We start from the raw sequence: 19,786 nt of genomic DNA, 5'->3' as shown, positions 1-19,786 counted from the left end.
GGACAATCGCCGTTCCGGCCCACACCGGAACGGCGATCACCATGCACACAAAAGACGACACCTCCCTGCCTTCTCCTCCCATCGCCCTTACCATCGCCGGCTCCGACTCCGGCGGCGGCGCAGGTATCCAGGCCGATCTGAAGGCATTCCATGCGCGCGGCGTGCACGGCCTCTCGGTGATCGCCGCCATTACCTCGCAGAACACGCGCGGCGTGACCGCAGTGCACCCAGTGCCGCTGGCGCATATCCGCAGCCAGATCGAGGCGGTGTTCGACGACTTCCCGATCGGCGCGGTGAAGACCGGCATGCTCGGCAACGCTGCCATTACGCGGCTGGTCGCGCGCGAACTGAGGCGCCGGCGACCAGCTTGGCTGGTGGTGGATCCGGTGATGATCGCCACCAGCGGCGCCCGCCTGCTCACCGAGGACGCCGTGCAGGCGATGGTGCGAGAGCTGATTCCGCTCGCCGATATCCTCACGCCCAATCTGCCGGAGGCGGAGGCGCTGCTGGGCCATCCCATCCGCACCGCTCGCGACTACGACCGTGCCGGCGAAGCGCTACGCGCACTCGGCGCAGACGCGGTGCTGCTCAAGGGCGGCCACGCTCGCGGTGGCGAGGTGGTGGACCGCTTCTACGACGCGGCCGGCGTGCTGGAACTGCGCCACCCGCGCCTGCGCGCCGAAGGCCATGGCACTGGCTGCACGCTGGCCTCGGCCATTGCCGCCGAACTGGCCAAAGGGCAAGCCCCGCGAGCCGCGGTGCGCCGTGCGGTGACCTATGTCCACCGCGCCCTGGCCCAGGGCTACTGCCCGGGCGGCGGCGAGGCACGCGTGCTGCGGCATTGACGCGCGGAGCGGCGGGCGCCGTGGGGGTAGAATGACGGCCGGTTCTCCTGTCCGCCCGCCGCCTCGATGATCCTTGCGCCCCGCCTGATCCTGCTGCTCCTTTTCGCCGTCTTCGCACTGTGCGTGCTCGCGGTGCACCTGCGTGGCCGCTCGCGCCTGCGTTTCGATCGGCAGCTGGTGGACCACTCGGCCGTGTTCGCGCCTTACAACCTGCTGATGTACACCTTCTCCGCGGTGCCGGCGCGCCCGATCCTGGATCGCAGCGGCTTCCCCCAGCTGGACCTGCTGCAAGCCAACTGGCAGACCATTCGTGAAGAAGCGCTGCACCTGTTCGACGAGGGCTTCATCCGCGCAGCGGAGAAGCACAACGACGCCAGCTTCAACAGCTTCTTCAAGCAGGGCTGGAAGCGCTTCTACCTGAAGTGGTACGGCGAACCGCTGGCCTCGGCCGAAACGCTATGTCCGGAGACGGTGAAGCTGCTCAACGCCATTCCCAGCGTAAAGGCGGCGATGTTCGCCCTGCTGCCGCCAGGCAGCAAGCTCAACCCGCACCGCGATCCGTTCGCAGGCTCGCTGCGCTACCACCTGGGGCTGATCACGCCCAACTCGGACGATTGCCGCATCTTCGTCGATGGCGAAATGCACGCCTGGGGTGACGGCAAGGACGTGGTCTTCGACGAGACTTACGTGCACTGGGCCGAGAACCGGACCGACCAGACCCGCGTGATCCTGTTCGCCGATGTGGAGCGCCCGCTGCGCACGCGCTGGATGACGGCGCTCAACCGGCGCGTCGGCGCCTTCATGGGCAAGATCACCGCCTCGCCGAACACCGAGTCGCCCGAGGAAAAGACCGGCTTCGTCAACCGCATGTTCGCGCTCAACCAGCGCTCCCGCGAACGCAGCCGGGTGTTCAAGAAACGCCATCCGAAACTGTTCCGCGCGGTGAAGTACGCGGGCATCGTGCTGATGATCTGGCTGGTGTTCCTGGCACCGTATCCGTTCGTGCGCTGAGCGGATCGCCCGCCCCTTCGGGGCCTGTCACGTTCCGGCCACCCGGCGCGTCCTGGCATTATCGCCGCCGACCAGGAGCACCCGATGGACGCCCAGACCGCCCTCTTCCAGCAACACCGCCAGCGCCTGTTCGGCCTGGCCTACCGCATGCTTGGCCGGCCGTCCGACGCCGAAGACGTGTTGCACGATGCCTGGCTGCGCTGGCACGAGCAGGACGCCACGGTCCTCGACGACCCGGAGGCCTGGCTGGTCACCGTGACCACCCGCCTCGCCCTGGACCGCCTGCGCCGCGCCAAGACCGAGCGCGAGCACTACACCGGCCCCTGGCTGCCCGAGCCGCTGGAACCCATCGAGGAAGCCCCGCAGGATGCGCTGGAGCGGTCGGAGACCCTGAGCCTGTCCTTCCTGCTGCTGCTCGAACGTTTGAGCCCCGAAGAGCGCGCCGCCTTCCTGCTCAAGGAAGTGTTCGATTACAGCCACGCCGAAACCGCCGCCATTCTGGGCATCGCCGAAGATGCCTGCCGCCAGCGCGTGCATCGCGCCAAGACCCGTTTGCGCGATGGACGACCGCGTTTTCGCGTCGATCATTTGATGCAACAGCGTCTCCTGCAGCGTTTCCTCGCCGCCATGGATCGTCCTGATCTCGATTCGCTGCGCGCGCTGTTCGCCGAGGATGCCGTGCATATCTCCGATGGCGGCGGCGTGGTGCGCGCCGTGCTGCGTCCGCTGTACGGCCAGGATCGGCTGGCCCGCCTGTACCGCCAGATCGCCCTGCACTCCTCCGGCCCCGGCACCGTGCGGCAGATGAGCGAGCTCAATGGCGCGCCGGCGATGCTGATCTGGACCGACGGTCGGCTTACCTCCGCGCTATGGGTGGAGTGCGACGAGGAACGCATCACCGCGATCCACTCCATCCGCCACCCGGAAAAGCTGGCTCGGCTGGAAGCGGTCACGAAACGCGCGGCTTCTGCGTCCTTGCACTGAAGAGCGGCCACCGCGGCCGCTTCCCACCAAGGAAACCGCCATGTCCCGTTTCAATATCGCCGCCCATTCGAAGGCCCTGCAGCCACTGTTCGCGCTGGGCAAGAACGTCAAGTCCGGCAGCCTGGAGCCGGCACTCATCGAGCTGGTGCTGATGCGTGTGTCGCTCATCAATGGCTGCTGTTTCTGCCTTGACATGCACAGCAAGGACGCACGCGCCGCCGGCGAATCCGAGCAGCGCCTGTTCCTGCTGGCCGGCTGGCGCGAGGCGTCGTGCTACAGCGAGCGCGAACGCACCGCTTTCGCCTGGGCCGAGGCCTTGACCCGGCTGGTGCCGGGCGACTCGGTACCCGATGCGCTGTACCAGGCAGCCAGCCAGGTCTTCAACGAAAAGGAACTGGTCGACCTCACCCTGCTGGTGACGCTGATCAACACCTGGAACCGCATCAACCTGGCGGCGCATACCCCCGGAGGCGACTATCAGCCGGGCATGTTCGGCTGATCGCGGCGTTTGCGAGGCACAAAAAAAGCCGCGGCGTCTGCCGCGGCTTTTCTGTTGAAGCGGTGAAGATCAGGCCGCCTTGACGCGCTTGACGATGGCGTCGCCGAAGGTGTCGGTCGTGCCCTTGCCGCCCAGGTCCGGGGTGACCGCGTCGCGGTCGTTGGCCATGGTGTCGCGGATCGCCGCGCGCACCTTGTTGCCCTTGTCGGCCATGCCCAGATGGTCGAGCATGTCGGCCGCCGCCAACAGCAGCGCGCACGGATTGGCGATGCCCTTGCCGGCGATGTCCGGCGCCGAGCCGTGCACTGCTTCGAAGATCGCCGCGCCCTCGCCGATGTTGTCGCCCGGCGCCAGGCCCAGGCCGCCGACCAGGCCGGCGCACAGGTCCGACAGGATGTCGCCGAACAGGTTGGTGGTGACGATCACGTCGAACTGTTCCGGCTTCATCACCAGCTGCATGCAGGTGTTGTCGACGATCATCTCGTTGAACTCGATGTCGGGATATTCCTTGGCCACCTCGCGGGCGACGTTGAGGAACAGACCCGAGCTGGTCTTCATGATGTTCGCCTTGTGCACGGCGGTGACTTTCTTGCGGCCCTTCCGGCGAGCCATCTCGAAGGCGTACTTCACGATGCGCGTGCTGCCCTTGCGGGTGTTGCGCACCATCGAGGTGGCGACTTCGCCGTCCTCGGAGAGGGTCTGACCTTCGGACAGGTAGGCGCCCTCGGTGTTCTCGCGCACCGTGATGATGTCGATGTTGTCGAAGCGCGCCTTGGTGCCCGGGAAGCTGATCGCCGGACGCACGTTGGCGTACAGGTCGAAATGGCGGCGCAGCGTGACGTTGATCGAGGTGAAGCCGCCGCCGATCGGCGTGGTCAGCGGACCCTTCAGCGCAATCTTGTGCTTGGCGATGGCGTCAAGCGTGTCCTTGGGCAGCAGGTCACCGTGCTTCTCCAGGGCCACCATGCCCGCGTCGACGAAATCGTAGGAAAGGCCGCAGTCCAGTGCGTCGAGCACGCGCAGCGTCGCTTTCATGATCTCCGGGCCGATGCCGTCACCCGGGATAACGGCGATGGTCTTGCTCATGGGGGGGAACTCCTTGGAGGAAAGAATCGAGCGACGGGCGTGGGAAGAGGCCCGTCGAAAAATCCTTTCAATTATCCCCAATGCCGCCGAAGGCGGCCAGTGCGCAGACCTCGGGTGGCGTTGCAAATCCTCGCACGGAGCATTCCACAAACTCGCACGGAAGAGCCCGGCGCAGGGCCGGGCTCCTTGATCAAGCGTGGCTGGAGCAGGTCTCTCCTGCGGGGGTGGAGCCTGCCTCGAGCTGGTCCAGGAAGTCCACCGCGCGGCGCAGGTGCGGAATCACGATCGAACCGCCCACCACCAGCCCCACGCTGAAGGTTTCGAAAAATTCTTCGCGGCTGACGCCCGCCTCCTTGCACTGCGCGACGTGGTAGCTGATGCAGTCGTCGCAGCGCAGCACGAGCGACGCCACCAGGCCCAGCAGCTCCTTGGTCTTCACGTCCAGGGCGCCGGCCTTGTAGGTCTGCGTATCTAGGGCGAAGAAGCGCCGCACGACCTGATTGTCCTCGGCCAGGATGCGCTCATTCATGCGCTGGCGAAACGCGGTGAATTCGGCGACGCGGTCCTTGCCCTGCTCGCCGCCGCTCATGCCGCCTCTCCCAGCAGCTGAGCCAGCTTGCCGCTGCGGTCGGCGGCCACCAGGTCGTCGAAGCCGCCGACGTGGTGGTCGTTGATGAAGATCTGCGGCACGGTGCGGCGACCGCCGCTGCGCTGGAGCATTTCCTCGCGGCGCGCGGGCTCGGCATCGACCATCACTTCGGTCCATTCCAGGCCCTTGGATTTCAGCAAGCGCTTGGCCGACACGCAGTACGGGCAAACGGCGGTGGAATAGACCTCGATCTTGGGCACGACGGACTCCGGGAAGGCAACGACGATGGCTGGCTAGGTGGGGGCTCAGCCCCTGAAAACAAGCCGCCTCAGGCGGTGAACCAGGCCCATCGGACGCGGTCACAAGTGCTATTGTCACCCACCTATGCGCATGGCACCACGTACCGCTCCCTCCCGGCTCGCCGCCGCCCTCGCCTGTGCCCTGCTGTCCTTCGGCGCAGGCGCCCAGGACACCAGCGTGCGGCTGCCCGATCTCGGCAGTTCGGCCAACGCCCTGGTCTCTCCCCAGGAGGCGCAGGACTACGGTGCCGCCATGCTGCGCCAGATGCGCGCGCTGGACATGGTGGTGGACGACGCCATGCTGGACGACTACATCAACAACCTTGGCTACCGCCTGGTCGCCTCCAGCGAAAAGCCCAAGGACCACTTCTCGTTCTTCATCGTGAAGGATTCGGTGATCAACGCCTTCGCCGCGCCTGGCGGCTACATCGCGGTGAATTCCGGACTGATCAACATCACCAGCAGCGAAAGCGAACTGGCCGGCGTGATCGCGCATGAAATCGGCCATATCACCCAGAACCACCTGCAGCGCGCGTTCGAAGCGTCCAAAAAAGACGCGCCGCTGATGGCGCTGGTGCTGCTGGGCGCGATTGCCGCCGGCGCGGGCGCGCACGCCGGCGACGCCGCCGGGGCGGTGCTGATGGGCGGCCAGGGCTTGATGCTGCAGCGACAGATCAACTTCACCCGCAAGGACGAGGTCGAGGCCGACCGCGCCGGCATCCAGACGCTTTCCAATGCCGGCTTCGATCCCAACGCCATGGCCAGCTTCTTCGAGCGTATGCAGGACACCCTGCGCGCCGGTTCCGGCGGTGACCATGACGTGCCCGAACTGCTGCAGACCCACCCGGTAACGCTGTCGCGCATCAGCGACGCCAAGTCGCGCGCCGGTGCGCTGCTCGCCCAGCAGAAGCTGCGTCCCGCCGCGCCGACCCTGGTCAAGAACCAGTGGGAGAAAAGCACGGCGCCGATTCCGTACGTCAAGGATCCGACGTTGCTGATCGCCTCCGGCAGCGGCGGCAACGGCCCGGACACATACAGCCTGATGCGCGAACGCGTACGCGTGCTGTCCGGCGATGCCCTGCAGCTGAGCACCTACTACGCCTCCAACCTGGGCAAGCATCCGGAATTCGATACGCCGTCCAATCGCTACGGCTATGCGCTGGCGCTCACCCGCAGCGGCCGCGGCGCCAAGGCGGTGGAAGAGCTGCAGCCACTGCTGAAGAACGCTCCCGGCAACCAGATCCTGCAGCTGGCCATGGCCGACGCCAAACTCCAAGGCGGGCAGCGCGCCGAGGCACTGGCGATCTACGCGGAACTCAACGGCCAGTCGCCGCGCAACCGCGCCATCGCCCTGGGCTATGCCAAGGCACTGACCGAGGGCGGCAGCACCGCCGAGGCGACTCGCGCGGCCGACATGCTGCGCCCGATGCTGGACAACGCGGACGAGCCGGAGCTGTATCGCAGCTATGCCCGCGCCAGCGAGCGAGCCGGCGACGCCGTGCGTTCGGGCGAGGCCTACGCGGACGCCAGTTACCTGTCCGGCCGTCCTTTCGATGCCATGGAACAGCTCAAGCGCCTGCTCAAGCGTCCCGACCTGGATTACTACGCCCGCGCCCGCATCCAGTCCCGCATCAGCGAGCTCACCCCGCTGGTGATGGAACTGCGCAAACGCAAGGTGCAGACCGAGGACAATCCCGACGGCCGCACCCAGCAATGGCGACGCCCCGACGGCGACTGCGGCGCCCGTCTCTGTTTCAGCGCCAACGGCGCCCGCTGAGCCTCCCGCACACGCGCCCGTCACAGGGCGCATCGGACGATTTCGTTGCGACTCTGTGAAATGTCATAGGGACGTAACATTGGATCGTTGCAATATTTGCGTCACAGGCCCAGCGGACCCCTACGCGTGCACAAGCGCATTCTTATCGTCGAAGACGAAGCTTCGATCCGCGACATGGTCGCCTTCGCCCTCCGCAAGGCCGGCATGGACGCAGTCCACGCCGCCGACGCGCGAGCCGCCCAGATCGCCATCGCCGAACAGGTACCGGACCTGATCCTGCTGGACTGGATGCTCCCGGGCACCAGCGGCCTGGAACTGGCCCGCCGCCTGCGCAAGGAGGAGCTGAGCCGGGAAATCCCGATCATTATGCTCACCGCCCGCGGCGAGGAAATGGACCGCGTCAACGGCCTCGAGGCCGGCGTGGACGACTACGTGGTCAAGCCGTTCTCCACCCGCGAGCTGATCGCCCGCATCAAGGCGGTGCTGCGGCGCAGCCAGGGCGACGACGGTTCCGGCATGGTGGAACTGGGCGGACTGCGCATCGACGGCCCGGCCCACCGCGTGTTCGCCGGCGAGGATTCGGTGCCGATCGGCCCGACCGAATACCGCCTGCTGTACTTCTTCATGACCCATCCCGAGCGCGTCTACTCGCGCGCCCAACTGCTGGACCACGTGTGGGGCGGCAGCGTGTATGTGGAGGAGCGCACCGTCGACGTGCACATCCGTCGCCTGCGCAAGACGCTCGAGCCGTGGAAATTGGACGAAATGGTGCAGACCGTGCGCGGCGCGGGCTACCGCTTCTCGGCCAGCGTCTGATTCCGGCCGGACTCGGCGGATTGCCGGGCCGGCGGCGTTTGCCGATATGCTTGCTCGCCTTTTCGGCGACCCGCTCTTCGGCGACACAAGGCCCGATTCCCGATGCCTGAGCCCTTCGACCGCTCCTGGAAACTGCCGGCCACCCTCGCGGCCGGCTTGCTTGTCGGCGGCTCCGCCGGCTGGCTGAGCGGCGCCGGTGCGACGCTTGGCGTGGCCGTCGTCGCGGTCGCCGAAACCGTCTTGCTGCTGACTCGAATCCGTCATGAAACACGGCACATCATGCCGCCGCCTCCCTCCATCAGCTCTCTGCAGCATGACCGCTTCATGACGCGTTCCCGTCGCATCGCCTCCAGTCTGCGCGACCTGCGCAGCGCCGCCGGCAGCCTGCCGGACGCCGTCGTGCTGCTCGACAACGATCAGCACGTGCGCTGGTTCAATCACGCCGCCGAAGACCTGCTCGGCCTGCGCCGCCCGCAGGACCGCGGCATCCACCTGCATGAGCGCATGGGCACCACGGAGCTGGCCGGCTGGCTGCAGAATGGCGCACACGAGCCGCTCAATGACGTAGTGGCACCGGGCCATCCCAACCGCCACATCAATGTCACCCTGCTGCCGTTCGGTCGCCGCCAACGCCTGCTGCTGGCCCGCGACATCAGTCACCTGACCCGCCTGGAGCAGATCCGCCGCGACTTCGTGGCGAACGTGTCGCACGAGCTGCGCACGCCGCTCACCGTGATCCATGGCTACCTGGAGCTGATCGATCCGGAAGACGTGCCGGAACTGGCACCGGTGCTGGGCGAGATGCGCGCGCAGTCCAAGCGCATGGGGCAGATCGTGGAAGATCTCCTCACGCTGTCGCGTCTGGAGACCCAGGAGCACATCACCGACGAGCGCGTGCCGATGACGCCGCTGCTCGCCACGATCCGCAAGGAGGCGGAGGCGCTGAGCCAGGGCCGCCACCACATCACGGTGGAGAACACCGCCGAGGCCGACCTGCTGGGCTCGCCCAAGGATCTCCACAGCGCCCTGTCCAACCTGGTCAGCAATGCGGTGCGCTACACGCCAACCGGCGGTGCCATCACCATCCGCTGGAGGCGCACGCAGGAAGGCGCCACCTATTCGGTCACCGATACCGGCTTCGGCATCCCCGCCGCCCACCTGGCCCGGCTCACCGAGCGCTTCTACCGCGTCTCCTCCAGCCGCTCGCGCGACAGCGGCGGTACCGGCCTGGGGCTTTCCATCGTCAAGCACGTGCTGAACCTGCACCAGGCGAGGCTGGACATCGAAAGCGAGCCCGGCCAGGGTTCCACCTTCGCCTGCATCTTCGGACCTGAGCGTCTGCTCAAGCCCGGCGGTATGGACGAGGTCTGACGCGCCTCCCTCTTCCGGGGGAGGATCTGGAAAAGGCCTGCGCTCACGCCGGCATGAACGCAAGCCAAGCAGGCCTTCACCCTACGCGGCACTGCCGCATGAGCTTACGAACGCCATCAGACAGAATGCTCTGATGCGCCGCAAACCCGCCACTCCTTCCCCCGTGATCGATCCCGCCGCTCCCGAGCTGTTCTTCAGCCGCGAACTGGCCGCGCTGGAATTCAATTTCCGTGTGCTGGCCCAGGCCCGCGACACGGACGTGCCGTTGCTCGAACGCCTGCGCTTCCTCAGCATCGTCGCCAACAATCTCGACGAGTTTTTCGAGGTGCGCGTGGCGATGCTCAAACATCACCACAGCTTCGGCTCCGCCGCGCCAGGCCCGGACGGTATTCCTTCGGGCGAATTGCTCGCGCGCATCCGTAAGCGCGTGCTGGATCTGGTCGATGCGCAGTACACCACCTGGCAGGAGGAACTGAAGCCGGCGCTGGGTGCCGAGGACATCCATTTCCTCACGCGCGACCGCTGGAGCGAGCGCCAGCGCCGCTGGCTGCAAGGCTACTTCGAGAACGAAGTGCTGCCGGTGCTCTCGCCGCTGGGCCTGGATCCGGCACATCCGTTTCCGCGCATCCTCAACAAGACGCTGAACCTGGCCGTGGTGCTCAAGGGCCGCGACGCATTCGGACGCGAAGGCCACATGGCCTTGGTGCGCGCGCCGCGCTCATTGCCGCGCATCATCCGCCTGCCCAACGAGGTGTGCGGCCCGGGCGACCACTTCGTATTCCTCGCCGAACTGCTGCAAGGGTTCGTCGACCAGATGTTCCCCGGATTCAAGGTGGCCGGCTCGTACCAGTTCCGCGTCACCCGCAACAGCGAGCTGATGGTCGAAGAAGCCGAGGTGGAAAACCTCGCGCGCGCGCTCAGCGAGGAATTGCTCGGCCGCGGTTATGCCAAGCCCGTGCGGCTGGAAATCGGCGGCGACTGCCCGAAGGCGATCGTGTCGATGCTGATCGCCAACTTCGAACTGGAAGAGAGCGACGTCTATCGCTGCGATGGCCCGGTGAACATCATCCGCGCCGGCAGCGTATATGACAGCCTCGACCGTCCGTCGCTGAAGTTCCCGCGCTTCACGCCGCAGCTGCCCAAGGCTTTCGACGCCAGCAAGTGCAAATTCGAAGTGCTGCGCGAGCGCGACGTGCTGCTGCACCACCCGTACGAATCCTTCGCCACCGTCGTGGATCTGCTGCGCCAGGCCGCGCAGGATCCCGCCGTGCTCGCGATCAAGCAGACGCTCTACCGCGCCGGCGCCGACACGCCGCTGGTGGATCTGCTGGTCGAAGCCGCGCGCAATGGCAAGGACGTGACCGTGGTGATCGAGCTACGCGCGCGCTTTGACGAGGAGGCCAACATTCGCCTCGCCACGCGCCTGCAGGAAGCCGGCGTACAAGTGGTATACGGCGTGGTCGGCTACAAGACCCACGCCAAGATGCTGCTGATCGTGCGCCGCGAGGGCGAACTGCTGCGCCGTTACGTGCATCTGTCCACCGGCAACTACCACCAGGCCAACAGTCGCGCCTATACCGACATCGGCCTGATGACCGCCAATGCGGACATCGGCGAAGACTTGCACAAGGTGTTCCAGCAGCTCTCGGGGCTGGGCCCCATGATCCAGCTCAAGCGCCTGCTGCATTCGCCCTTCACGCTGTACAAGAGCGTGGTGGCCAAGATCGAGCGTGAAACCGCTCACGCCCGGGCTGGCAAGCCGGCGCGCATCGTGGCCAAGCTCAATGCATTGAACGAAGCCCACGTGATCGAAGCGCTCTATCGCGCGTCCCAGGCGGGCGTCGAGATTGACCTGATCGTGCGCGGCGCCTGCACGTTGCGCCCGGGGCTGCCCGGCATTTCCGAGCGCATCCGCGTGCGCTCCATCGTGGGGCGCTTCCTCGAGCACAGCCGTGTGTACTGGTTTGCCAACGACGGCGCGCCGGAAACCTACTGCGGCAGCGCGGACTGGATGGAGCGCAATCTCATGCGCCGTATCGAGGTGGCCTTCCCCATCCTCGACCCGGCGCTGGCACAGCGCGTGTACGACGAGACGCTCGCCAACTACCTGGCGGACAACACCCAGGCCTGGCTGCTCGACAGCGACGGCCGCTACGCACGCGCCCATCCTGGCGAGAACCCGCCCCATAGCGCGCAGCAATGGCTGCTGGACAAGCTCAGCCCCGGCAGCACCTGAGCGAGGCGCGGCCAGGCTGACGCAGGCGCGGCTGTGCGTGCGAGAATCCGCCGTCAATCGCACGGAACGAGCTCCGCATGATTCAAGGCGAACAGAATCCGATCAAGGACGGCGAGCTCATCGCCGCCGTGGATATGGGTTCCAACAGCTATCACATGGTCGTGGCGAGGGTCGAACACGGCGAACCCCGGGTGATCGACCGACTGCGCGATACGGTGCGCATGGCGGCCGGCCTGCGCGCCGACGGCACGCTCGACGCCGAACACCGCGCCCGCGCCCTCAACTGCCTGGCCCGCTTCGGCCAGCGCATCGCCGGACTCCCCTCGGCCCGCGTGCGCGCGGTGGCGACCAATACGGTGCGCCGCCTGGCTTCGCCGCAGGCCTTCCTCACCGCGGCGGAGACCGCGCTGGGCCATCCGGTCGAAATCGTCTCCGGCCGCGAAGAAGGGCGCCTGATCTTCCTCGGCGCCTCCCATGATCTGCCCGCTTCGCGCGAGAACCGCCTGGTGATCGATGTCGGCGGCGGCAGCACCGAATTCATCATCGGCCGCGGCCTCGCCCCGCTGCACACCGAAAGCGTGCAGGCCGGCTGCATCGCCTCCACCATGCGCTTCTTTCCCGGCGGCAAGCTCAATCGCAAGCGCTGGCAGCGCGCCAACGGTGAACTGGGCGTGCTGCTGCAGCAGTTCGCCGAGGACTACCGCGAGGCCAGCTGGGTGGACGCGTACGGTTCGTCGGGTACCGCCAAGGCGATCGGCGCCGTGGTGCAGGCGATGAAGTTTTCCGACGACGGCATCACTCCCGCCTCGCTGGCGTCGCTGCGCGATGCGCTGCTCGACCAAGGACAGATCAGCGCGATCAAGTTGCCAGGCCTTTCCGACGACCGCGCGCCGGTGATCGCCGGCGGCGTGGTGATTTTCGAGGCCGCGTTCGAGGCCCTGGGCATCGAGCGCATGCGCGTGTGCGAAAGCTCCATGCGCGAAGGCCTGCTGTGGGATCTGCTGGGCCGCGCCGGCGGCACCGACCCGCGCACCGCCAGCATCGATGCGCTGGCCGCGCGCTACGGCGTGGATCGCGCCCAGGCACGCCGCGTGGAATCCACCGCGCTGATGCTGTTCGACCAGGTCGCCAAGTCGTGGAAGCTCGACGGCGAGGCGCGCGAGTGGCTGTCTTGGGTGTCGCGCGTGCACGAAATCGGCCTGGCCATCGCACACAGCCAGCACCACCACCACGGCGCCTACATCCTGCGCCACGCGGACCTCGCCGGCTTCTCCCGGCAAGAGCAGCAGCTGCTGGCCGCCGTGGTGGAAGCCCATCGCCGCAAACCCGAGAAGACGCTGTTCTCGGCGCTGCCACAGCGCTATCGCCCGCTGGCCCGCCAGATCACCGCGTTGTTGCGCCTGGCCGTGCTGTTCCGCCGCGCGCGCCGCCCCGAGTCAATGCCCCAGATGCGCCTGGCAGCGACCAGCCAGCGCCTGCGCCTGGCCCTGCCCACGGCCTGGCTGGAGCAGCACCCGCTGACCGAGGCCGACCTGGAACAGGAGCGCTCCCCCATGGCCGAGCTGGGTCTCGCGCTCGACCTGAGCGCGGTCTGAGTCGATGCGCCCGATCCGCTTTAAGGCCAGCCTCACCGCTGCCGCGTATCATGCCCCGATGCCTGACGCCGCCAACCTCGCCATGCCACGAATCCTGCTCTCCGCCCTGTTGCTGATCTTGCCCTTCACGCTCGCCGCGCAGGCCGCCAAGCCCGCGGCCGCCCCCGTCCCCCAGCCTCATCCGCAGGTCGTGATGCATACCTCGATGGGCGACGTGACGCTCGAGCTGTACCCGGACAAAGCCCCCAAGAGCGTGGCCAATTTCCTGCAGTACGTCCGCGATGGCTTCTATGGCGGCACGGTGTTTCATCGCGCGATCGCCGGCTACATGGTGCAGGGTGGCCTGTACACCCGCGACCTGCAGCCCAAGCGCACCCGTGCCGCGGTGCCCGGCGAGGCGGACAACGGCTTGTCCAACCTGCGTGGCACCATCGCCGTGGCGCGCGGCTCCGACCTTAATTCGGGTACGTCGCAGTTCTTCATCAACCTGGTCGACAACCGTCGCCTCGATTACGTCGGCACCCAGAGCGGCATGACCTGGGGCTACACGGTGTTCGGCAAAGTGGTCAAAGGCATGGACGTGATCGACAAGATCGCCGGCCTGCCCACCCGTGCGCTGGGCCCGTTTGCCAACGACGTGCCCAATCCGCTGGTCACGATCGACAGCGCCAATGTGGTCGGCGAGGAAGGGCCCGCGACCGCGGCCAGCACGCCGGCTCCCGCCACCGCGACGCCCGCCGCGAAGCCGGCATCCAAGAAGAACGGCAAAGGCTGAGCAGGCTATGCATACGCTATTCATTGCCGATCTTCACCTGGACGCAAGCCGCCCGGCGATCACCCGCCTGTTCGAGGACTTCCTCGCCAGCGAAGAAGTCCGCAGCGCCGACGCGCTGTACATCCTCGGCGATCTCGTGGAAGCCTGGATCGGCGACGACGACGACGCGGAACAGCCCAGCCGCATCGCAACCGCCACGCAAGGCGTGCGCGATGCCGGCGTGCCGGTGTACTTCATGGTGGGTAACCGCGACTTCCTGCTGGGCGAGACATTCGCCCGTCGCGCCGGTCTCACCCTGCTCGACGACGGCACCGTGCATGAACTGTACGGGCGCCCCACCCTGCTGATGCACGGCGACCTGCTATGCACCGATGACGTGGCCTATCAGACGGTGCGCGCGCAGGTGCGCACGCCCGCATGGCAGGCCCAGATTCTCGCCATGTCCCTGGACGCCCGCCGTGCCTTCGCGGCAAAGGCGCGCGAAGACAGCCGCGCGCATACCGGCAGCACCATGGAAACCATCATGGACGTCAACGCCGGTGCGGTGGCCGATGCCATGCGCAAGGCCGGCGTGACGCGGCTGATCCACGGGCACACCCATCGCCCGGCCATTCATGGTTTCGATCTGGACGGCCAGCCGGCCGAACGTATCGTGCTGGGCGACTGGTACGAGCAGGGATCGGTATTGAAGGTGACGCCTGGGGATGTGGAGCTGCGAGGGCTCGCGCTGGGTTAAACCCTCGAAGCGCCCCTCATATCGCCAAAAACAAAAAACGCCCCGAAAAAGGGGCGTTTTTGTTTTTGGCTTCTTGGCATTTGTCGAACCCGAAAAGTTCGCCGACAACGCTCTGGCCAGATACGCAAAACGCCCCACGAGGGGGCGTTTTGCGTATCTGGCGGAGAGAGAGGGATTCGAACCCTCGATAAGGCTTTTGACCCTATACTCCCTTAGCAGGGGAGCCCCTTCGGCCTCTCGGGCATCTCTCCGTTTTTGTGCCGCATTTCTGCGGAGCCGGCAAGGATACCGGCCAACGGCTCTTTCGTAAAGCCTTAGGTGGATCAGTGATCGTCCGAACCGGAGCCGCCTTCGGTTTTGTGCTCGCTCTGGATCCGCTGATAGATCTCTTCGCGATGCACGGCTACGTTCTTGGGCGCATTGATGCCGATACGCACCTGATTGCCCTTCACGCCCAGGACGGTGACGGTCACCTCGTCGCCGATCATCAGGGTTTCACCGACCCTGCGGGTCAGAATCAACATGTTTGCCACTCCATGAAAGCTATGTGGTCACAGGCCAGCAGATGGTGAAACCTCACCCCTGAGCTACACCATCTGAAATTTCGACGAACTGTCCATCGAAGGCCCTACCGCCTTCCCCGGCACACGACAAGTCGCTCGAAGAGAGCTCCCGGCCGCCTGGCGACACCGCAACGAGCGTAGCCGACATTCGTCCGATACTAGCCGAGCGCGCGCGCGCAGCGCAATGCGCTCGGCCTATGGCATGCGGTCTATTCACCTTGGTTTTATCCAACCAGGCGCTCACCAATCCAGGCCGGCAGAGCCGCCAGCAGAGCGGGCAATGCCGCGGTATCCGCGCCACCACCCTGGGCCATGTCAGGGCGGCCGCCGCCCTTGCCATCGATCTGGCTGGCGACATGAGCCACGACATCGCCAGCCTTCACGCGGCCCAGCGCCTTGCCGTGCACGCCGGCCACCAGCGACACGCGGCCATCGGCGGCGCCGGCCAGCAGCACCACGCAATCGGCCAGTTGCTGCTTGAGCTGATCCACGCTGTCGCGCAGCGCCTTCGCGTCGAGGCCTTCCAGGCGAGCCGCGACCACTTTCACGCCACCTACATCGTGCGCGGACGAGGCCAGGTCGGCCGTGGCCGAGCCTGCTGCCTTGGCGCGCAGCGACTCCAGCTCGCGTTCGAGCTTCTTCTGCTTGTCCAGCAGCTGGCGCAGCTTCTCCACCACCTCTTCGCCACTGGTCGAGAGCAGTTGCGAAAGCTCGCCCAGGCGACGCTCTTCATCCGTCACGTAAGCCAACGCACCGGTACCGGTCACCGCTTCGATGCGGCGCACGCCCGAGGCCACGCCCGCTTCGCTGACGATCTTGAACAGGCCGATGTCGCCGGTGCGGCCAACGTGCGTGCCGCCGCACAGCTCGGTCGAGAAGTCGCCCATCTTCAGCACGCGCACTTCATCGCCGTACTTCTCGCCGAACAGCGCCATGGCGCCGAACTCGATCGCCTGGTCGTAGCCCATGTGGCGAATTTCGGCCTCGGCGTTGCGGCGCACTTCCGCGTTGACCAGTTCTTCGATGCGCGCAAGTTCCTCGCGCGATACCGGTTTGAAGTGCGCGAAGTCGAAGCGCAGGCGCTGTGGCGCCACCAGCGAACCCTTCTGCGTCACATGCTCGCCCAGCACCTTTCGCAGGGCAGCATGCAGCAGATGGGTAGCCGAATGGTTCAACACGATCGCCTGGCGACGCGCGCCGTCGACCAACGCATCGACGGCGTCGCCCGCGCGCAGCGGCTGCGCGCCGTGCCAGCGGCCGGCATGGCCGAAGAATACGCCGCCCATCTTCAAGGTGTCGGCCACGTCGAAACGGCCAGCGCCATTGACGAGATTGCCGGTATCGCCGACCTGGCCGCCAGACTCGGCATAGAACGGCGTGCGGTCGAGGATCACGAACCCCTCCTCGCCTTCGGCCAGTTGCTCGACCTGCTTGCCGTCGCGCACGATGCCGACGACCTTGCAGCCCTTGGCCGAGATGGCCTCGTAGCCGAGGAAATCGGTGGGCTTGAGCTGGCTGGCCAGTTCGGCCGGCATGGTGCCCTTGGCCTCGAAGCGGCTGCCTTTGCGGCTGCGCTCCTGCTGCTCCTCCATGGCCCGCTCGAAACCTTCCATATCCACCGAGAGACCGCGCTCGCGCGCAATGTCGGCCGTCAGGTCGACCGGAAAACCATAGGTGTCGTAGAGACGGAACGCATCCGCGCCTGGGATGGTCTGACCGGACTTGCCCGCCACCTCGTCGAACACGCGCATGCCGTGCTCCAGCGTCTCGCCGAAACGCTGCTCTTCGGTGCGCAGGGCGTCCTCGACGAAAGCTTGCTTGGCGGCCAGCTCCGGGTACGCCGCGCCCATCTCTTCCACCAGCGGCTGGACCATCTTCCAGAAGAAATCGCCGCGCACGCCCAGCATCCAACCGTGGCGCAGCGCCCGGCGGATGATGCGGCGGAGCACATAGCCGCGGCCCTCGTTCGACGGCAGCACGCCATCCACGATCAGGAAGGAGCAGGCGCGGATGTGGTCGGCGATCACGCGCAGCGACTTGTTCGCCAGATCCGGCGTGCCGGTAAGCTGGGCCGCGACCTTGATCAAGTGCTCGAACAGGTCGATCTCATAATTCGAATGCACGTGCTGCAGCACGGCGGCCAGGCGCTCCAGGCCCATGCCCGTATCCACGCACGGGGCGGGCAACGGCGACAGCGTGCCGTCGGGGGCGCGGTCGAACTGCATGAACACCAGATTCCAGATCTCGATGTAGCGGTCGCCGTCCTCTTCGGGCGAGCCGGGCGGGCCACCGGCGATCTGCGGGCCGTGGTCGTAAAAGATCTCGGTGCAGGGACCGCAGGGCCCGGTATCGGCCATCTGCCAGAAGTTGTCCGACGCGAATGGCGCGCCCTTGTTGTCGCCGATGCGCACGATGCGCTCCGCCGGCACGCCCATCTCCTGGTGCCAGATGCCGTAGGCCTCGTCGTCCGTGTGGTAGACGGTGACCCACAGCTTCTCCGCCGGCAGCTTGAAGACGCCGGTCAGCAGCTCCCATGCGTAGCGAATGGCGTCGCGCTTGAAGTAATCGCCGAACGACCAGTTGCCGAGCATCTCGAAGAACGTGTGGTGGCGCGCGGTGTAGCCCACTGAATCCAGGTCGTTGTGCTTGCCGCCCGCACGCAGGCAGCGCTGCACGTCGGCAGCGCGCACGTACGGCAGCTTCTCGCTGCCCAGGAACACGTTCTTGAACTGCACCATGCCCGAGTTGGTGAACAGCAGGGTCGGGTCGCTGGCCGGCACCAGCGAGCTGGACGGCACAATGGTGTGGTCCTTGGAACGGAAGAATTCGAGGAAGGTGGAGCGGATGTCGGCCGTCTTCATTGCGTGCGGATCGTTGGTCTGTGGCGCCGGAGCTGCAGGCCACGCCGCGACGGAGCCGGGCGATCAGTCGCTTTCGTCGGCCTCGTCCACTTCGGCGTGGGTAAGACCTCTTACTGTGGCGGCGGGAAAGCCCCGGCGCAAGAGAAATTGCGCCCGACGGGCCTTTTCGGCCGTGTCCGCGGGGGCCTTGGCGCCATAGCGTCGGCGCAGCTGGGCAGCGGCGGATTCGGCCCAGTCCACGTCGGCCCCGTCCACCAATTCGCGGATACGGGCATCGGACAGGCCATGGCTCTTCAGTTCCGCGCGCAGGCGCACCGGGCCGTAGCCCTGGGCGGCGCGGCTACGCACCAGCACCTCGCCGAAGCGGTCGTCGTCCTGGTAGTGCTGCGCACCGAGGCGGTCGAGTGCCTCGCCGGACTCCTCGCCGTCGTAGCCACCCTGGCGCAGCTTCTGGCGCAGCTCCCGACGTGAGTGCTCGCGGCGCGCCAGCAGGCCCAGCGCCTTGTCATAGGCGCTGCGCCGAGGCTTGTCATCCTTGTCGTCTTTACGGCTCATGCGTCCGGGCCGTTCGGATCAGAGGGGCCCGGGCCGGGCGTGGCGCCCGGCCCATGTGGGCCTCAGGCCTCTTCCAGCGCCTCTTCGGACGCCGGCGTGCTGCCCTTGCCGCCGCCGCTGCTCACCAGCAGGCGCGCGCGCAGCTCCTGGTCGATCTCGTTGGCGATGGCCGGGTTGTCGCGCAGGAACTGGCGCACGTTCTCCTTGCCCTGGCCGATGCGGTCGCCCTTATAGCTGTACCAGGCGCCGGACTTGTCGATCAGGTTCTGCGCCACGCCCAGCTCGATGATCTCGCCCTCGCGCGAGCTGCCCTCGCCGTAGAGGATCTCGAACTCGGCCTGGCGGAACGGCGGGGCCACCTTGTTCTTGACCACCTTGACGCGGGTCTCCGAGCCGATCACTTCCTCGCCCTTCTTCACCGCGCCGATGCGGCGAATGTCCAGGCGCACCGAGGCGTAGAACTTCAGCGCGTTGCCGCCGGTGGTGGTCTCGGGGCTGCCGAACATCACGCCGATCTTCATGCGGATCTGGTTGATGAAGATCACCAGGCAGTTGGACTTCTTGATGTTGGCGGTGAGCTTGCGCAGCGCCTGGCTCATCAGGCGGGCGTGCAGGCCGACGTGGGAATCGCCCATCTCGCCTTCGATTTCGGCTTTCGGGGTCAGTGCGGCGACCGAGTCGACCACCACCACGTCCACCGCGCCGGAGCGCACCAGCATGTCGGCGATTTCCAGTGCCTGCTCGCCGGTATCGGGCTGGGAGACCAGCAGGTCGTCCACGTTCACGCCCAGCTTGGCGGCGTAGGTCGGGTCCAGCGCGTGCTCGGCGTCGACGAAGGCCGCGGTACCGCCGTTCTTCTGGCAATTGGCGATGACTTGCAGGGTGAGCGTGGTCTTGCCCGAGGATTCCGGACCGTAGATCTCGATCACGCGGCCGCGCGGCAGGCCACCCACGCCCAGCGCGATGTCCAGGCCCAGCGAGCCGGTGGATACGGTCTCGATGGCGTCGTCGGTGCGGTCGCCCATGCGCATGACCGCGCCCTTGCCGAACTGCTTTTCGATCTGGCCGAGAGCGGAAGCGAGCGCCTTGCGCTTGTTGTCATCCATCGTCTTGTATCCCGAGTGCTGTAGGAGTGGTCAGTGAGTGGCGAGCATGATGCGCCGGCCGCGTCTCATGGGCTGCGATCAG

General features: G+C 66.7%; 18 protein-coding genes and 1 tRNA gene. 11 read left to right on the top strand and 8 right to left on the bottom strand.

Going from position 1 to position 19,786, the window contains the following annotated elements; genetic code table 11:
- The first annotated feature begins 41 nt into the window (after positions 1-41).
- The 4 genes from thiD (at position 42) to ACNR9O_RS05605 (ending at position 3,339) form a co-directional block, all read left to right on the top strand.
- The gene (thiD, locus tag ACNR9O_RS05620) at positions 42-845 is read left to right on the top strand and encodes a bifunctional hydroxymethylpyrimidine kinase/phosphomethylpyrimidine kinase (protein ID WP_473682243.1); all 804 of its coding nucleotides are present in this window, start codon (positions 42-44) and stop codon (positions 843-845) included.
- 84 nt (positions 846-929) lie between these two features.
- Positions 930-1,856 carry an aspartyl/asparaginyl beta-hydroxylase domain-containing protein gene (locus ACNR9O_RS05615; protein ID WP_473700749.1) on the top strand — a complete coding sequence of 309 codons (927 nt, stop codon included), beginning with the start codon at positions 930-932 and terminating at the stop codon, positions 1,854-1,856.
- Positions 1,857-1,940: 84 nt separating this feature from the next.
- The gene (gene sigJ / locus ACNR9O_RS05610) at positions 1,941-2,840 is read left to right on the top strand and encodes an RNA polymerase sigma factor SigJ (protein WP_473682245.1); all 900 of its coding nucleotides are present in this window, start codon (positions 1,941-1,943) and stop codon (positions 2,838-2,840) included.
- Between the two features lie 40 nt (positions 2,841-2,880).
- A complete protein-coding gene (locus ACNR9O_RS05605; protein WP_473682246.1) occupies positions 2,881-3,339 on the top strand; it encodes a carboxymuconolactone decarboxylase family protein in 459 nt (152 codons plus the stop codon).
- 69 nt (positions 3,340-3,408) lie between these two features.
- Here ACNR9O_RS05605 and ACNR9O_RS05600 read toward each other — a convergent pair whose 3' ends face one another.
- From ACNR9O_RS05600 to grxC, 3 genes are all read right to left on the bottom strand, one after another.
- Positions 3,409-4,425 carry an isocitrate dehydrogenase gene (locus tag ACNR9O_RS05600; RefSeq protein WP_473682247.1) on the bottom strand — a complete coding sequence of 339 codons (1,017 nt, stop codon included), beginning with the start codon at positions 4,423-4,425 and terminating at the stop codon, positions 3,409-3,411.
- A 190-nt stretch (positions 4,426-4,615) separates the two neighbouring features.
- A complete protein-coding gene (locus tag ACNR9O_RS05595) occupies positions 4,616-5,014 on the bottom strand; it encodes a carboxymuconolactone decarboxylase family protein (RefSeq protein WP_473682248.1) in 399 nt (132 codons plus the stop codon).
- The gene (grxC, locus tag ACNR9O_RS05590; RefSeq protein ID WP_473682249.1) at positions 5,011-5,274 is read right to left on the bottom strand and encodes a glutaredoxin 3; all 264 of its coding nucleotides are present in this window, start codon (positions 5,272-5,274) and stop codon (positions 5,011-5,013) included. The genes ACNR9O_RS05595 and grxC overlap by 4 nt, the downstream gene beginning before the upstream one ends.
- Before the next feature lie 124 nt (positions 5,275-5,398).
- Between grxC and ACNR9O_RS05585 the strand changes: the two genes are divergently transcribed.
- The 7 genes from ACNR9O_RS05585 to ACNR9O_RS05555 all read left to right on the top strand — a co-directional run bounded on the left by ACNR9O_RS05585 (position 5,399) and on the right by ACNR9O_RS05555 (position 14,619).
- Complete coding sequence (locus ACNR9O_RS05585; RefSeq protein WP_473700709.1) at positions 5,399-7,090, top strand: M48 family metalloprotease; 1,692 nt, start codon at positions 5,399-5,401, stop codon at positions 7,088-7,090.
- A 126-nt stretch (positions 7,091-7,216) separates the two neighbouring features.
- The gene (gene phoB / locus ACNR9O_RS05580; RefSeq protein WP_473682251.1) at positions 7,217-7,906 is read left to right on the top strand and encodes a phosphate regulon transcriptional regulator PhoB; all 690 of its coding nucleotides are present in this window, start codon (positions 7,217-7,219) and stop codon (positions 7,904-7,906) included.
- A gap of 102 nt (positions 7,907-8,008) precedes the next feature.
- Positions 8,009-9,277: a phosphate regulon sensor histidine kinase PhoR gene (gene phoR / locus ACNR9O_RS05575; RefSeq protein WP_473682252.1), complete on the top strand. Its 1,269-nt coding sequence runs from the start codon at positions 8,009-8,011 to the stop codon at positions 9,275-9,277.
- Positions 9,278-9,410: 133 nt separating this feature from the next.
- Positions 9,411-11,513 carry a polyphosphate kinase 1 gene (gene ppk1, locus ACNR9O_RS05570; RefSeq protein WP_473682253.1) on the top strand — a complete coding sequence of 701 codons (2,103 nt, stop codon included), beginning with the start codon at positions 9,411-9,413 and terminating at the stop codon, positions 11,511-11,513.
- Between the two features lie 77 nt (positions 11,514-11,590).
- Positions 11,591-13,108 (top strand): Ppx/GppA phosphatase family protein, encoded by a 1,518-nt coding sequence (locus ACNR9O_RS05565; RefSeq protein WP_473682254.1) that lies wholly within the window; start codon positions 11,591-11,593, stop codon positions 13,106-13,108.
- 82 nt (positions 13,109-13,190) lie between these two features.
- Positions 13,191-13,883: a peptidylprolyl isomerase gene (locus tag ACNR9O_RS05560; protein WP_473682255.1), complete on the top strand. Its 693-nt coding sequence runs from the start codon at positions 13,191-13,193 to the stop codon at positions 13,881-13,883.
- A gap of 7 nt (positions 13,884-13,890) precedes the next feature.
- On the top strand, positions 13,891-14,619 hold the full coding sequence (locus tag ACNR9O_RS05555; protein ID WP_473682256.1) for a UDP-2,3-diacylglucosamine diphosphatase: 729 nt from the start codon (positions 13,891-13,893) through the stop codon (positions 14,617-14,619).
- 158 nt (positions 14,620-14,777) lie between these two features.
- On the opposite strand, the gene ACNR9O_RS05550 is transcribed toward ACNR9O_RS05555, so the two are convergent.
- From ACNR9O_RS05550 to recA, 5 genes are all read right to left on the bottom strand, one after another.
- Positions 14,778-14,870, bottom strand: a tRNA-Ser gene (locus tag ACNR9O_RS05550).
- A gap of 72 nt (positions 14,871-14,942) precedes the next feature.
- Positions 14,943-15,143 (bottom strand): carbon storage regulator CsrA, encoded by a 201-nt coding sequence (gene csrA, locus ACNR9O_RS05545; protein ID WP_473682257.1) that lies wholly within the window; start codon positions 15,141-15,143, stop codon positions 14,943-14,945.
- Between the two features lie 263 nt (positions 15,144-15,406).
- On the bottom strand, positions 15,407-18,043 hold the full coding sequence (alaS, locus tag ACNR9O_RS05540) for an alanine--tRNA ligase (protein ID WP_473682258.1): 2,637 nt from the start codon (positions 18,041-18,043) through the stop codon (positions 15,407-15,409).
- Positions 18,044-18,106: 63 nt separating this feature from the next.
- On the bottom strand, positions 18,107-18,598 hold the full coding sequence (locus ACNR9O_RS05535) for a regulatory protein RecX (RefSeq protein WP_473682259.1): 492 nt from the start codon (positions 18,596-18,598) through the stop codon (positions 18,107-18,109).
- 62 nt (positions 18,599-18,660) lie between these two features.
- Positions 18,661-19,704 (bottom strand): recombinase RecA, encoded by a 1,044-nt coding sequence (gene recA / locus ACNR9O_RS05530; RefSeq protein WP_473682260.1) that lies wholly within the window; start codon positions 19,702-19,704, stop codon positions 18,661-18,663.
- Positions 19,705-19,786: the final 82 nt, after the last annotated feature.

It is taken from the genome of Dyella sp. CR10 (assembly GCF_055814425.1).
Note: the sequence above shows the minus strand (reverse complement) of the source record. Positions and strands in the feature narration are given on the sequence as shown.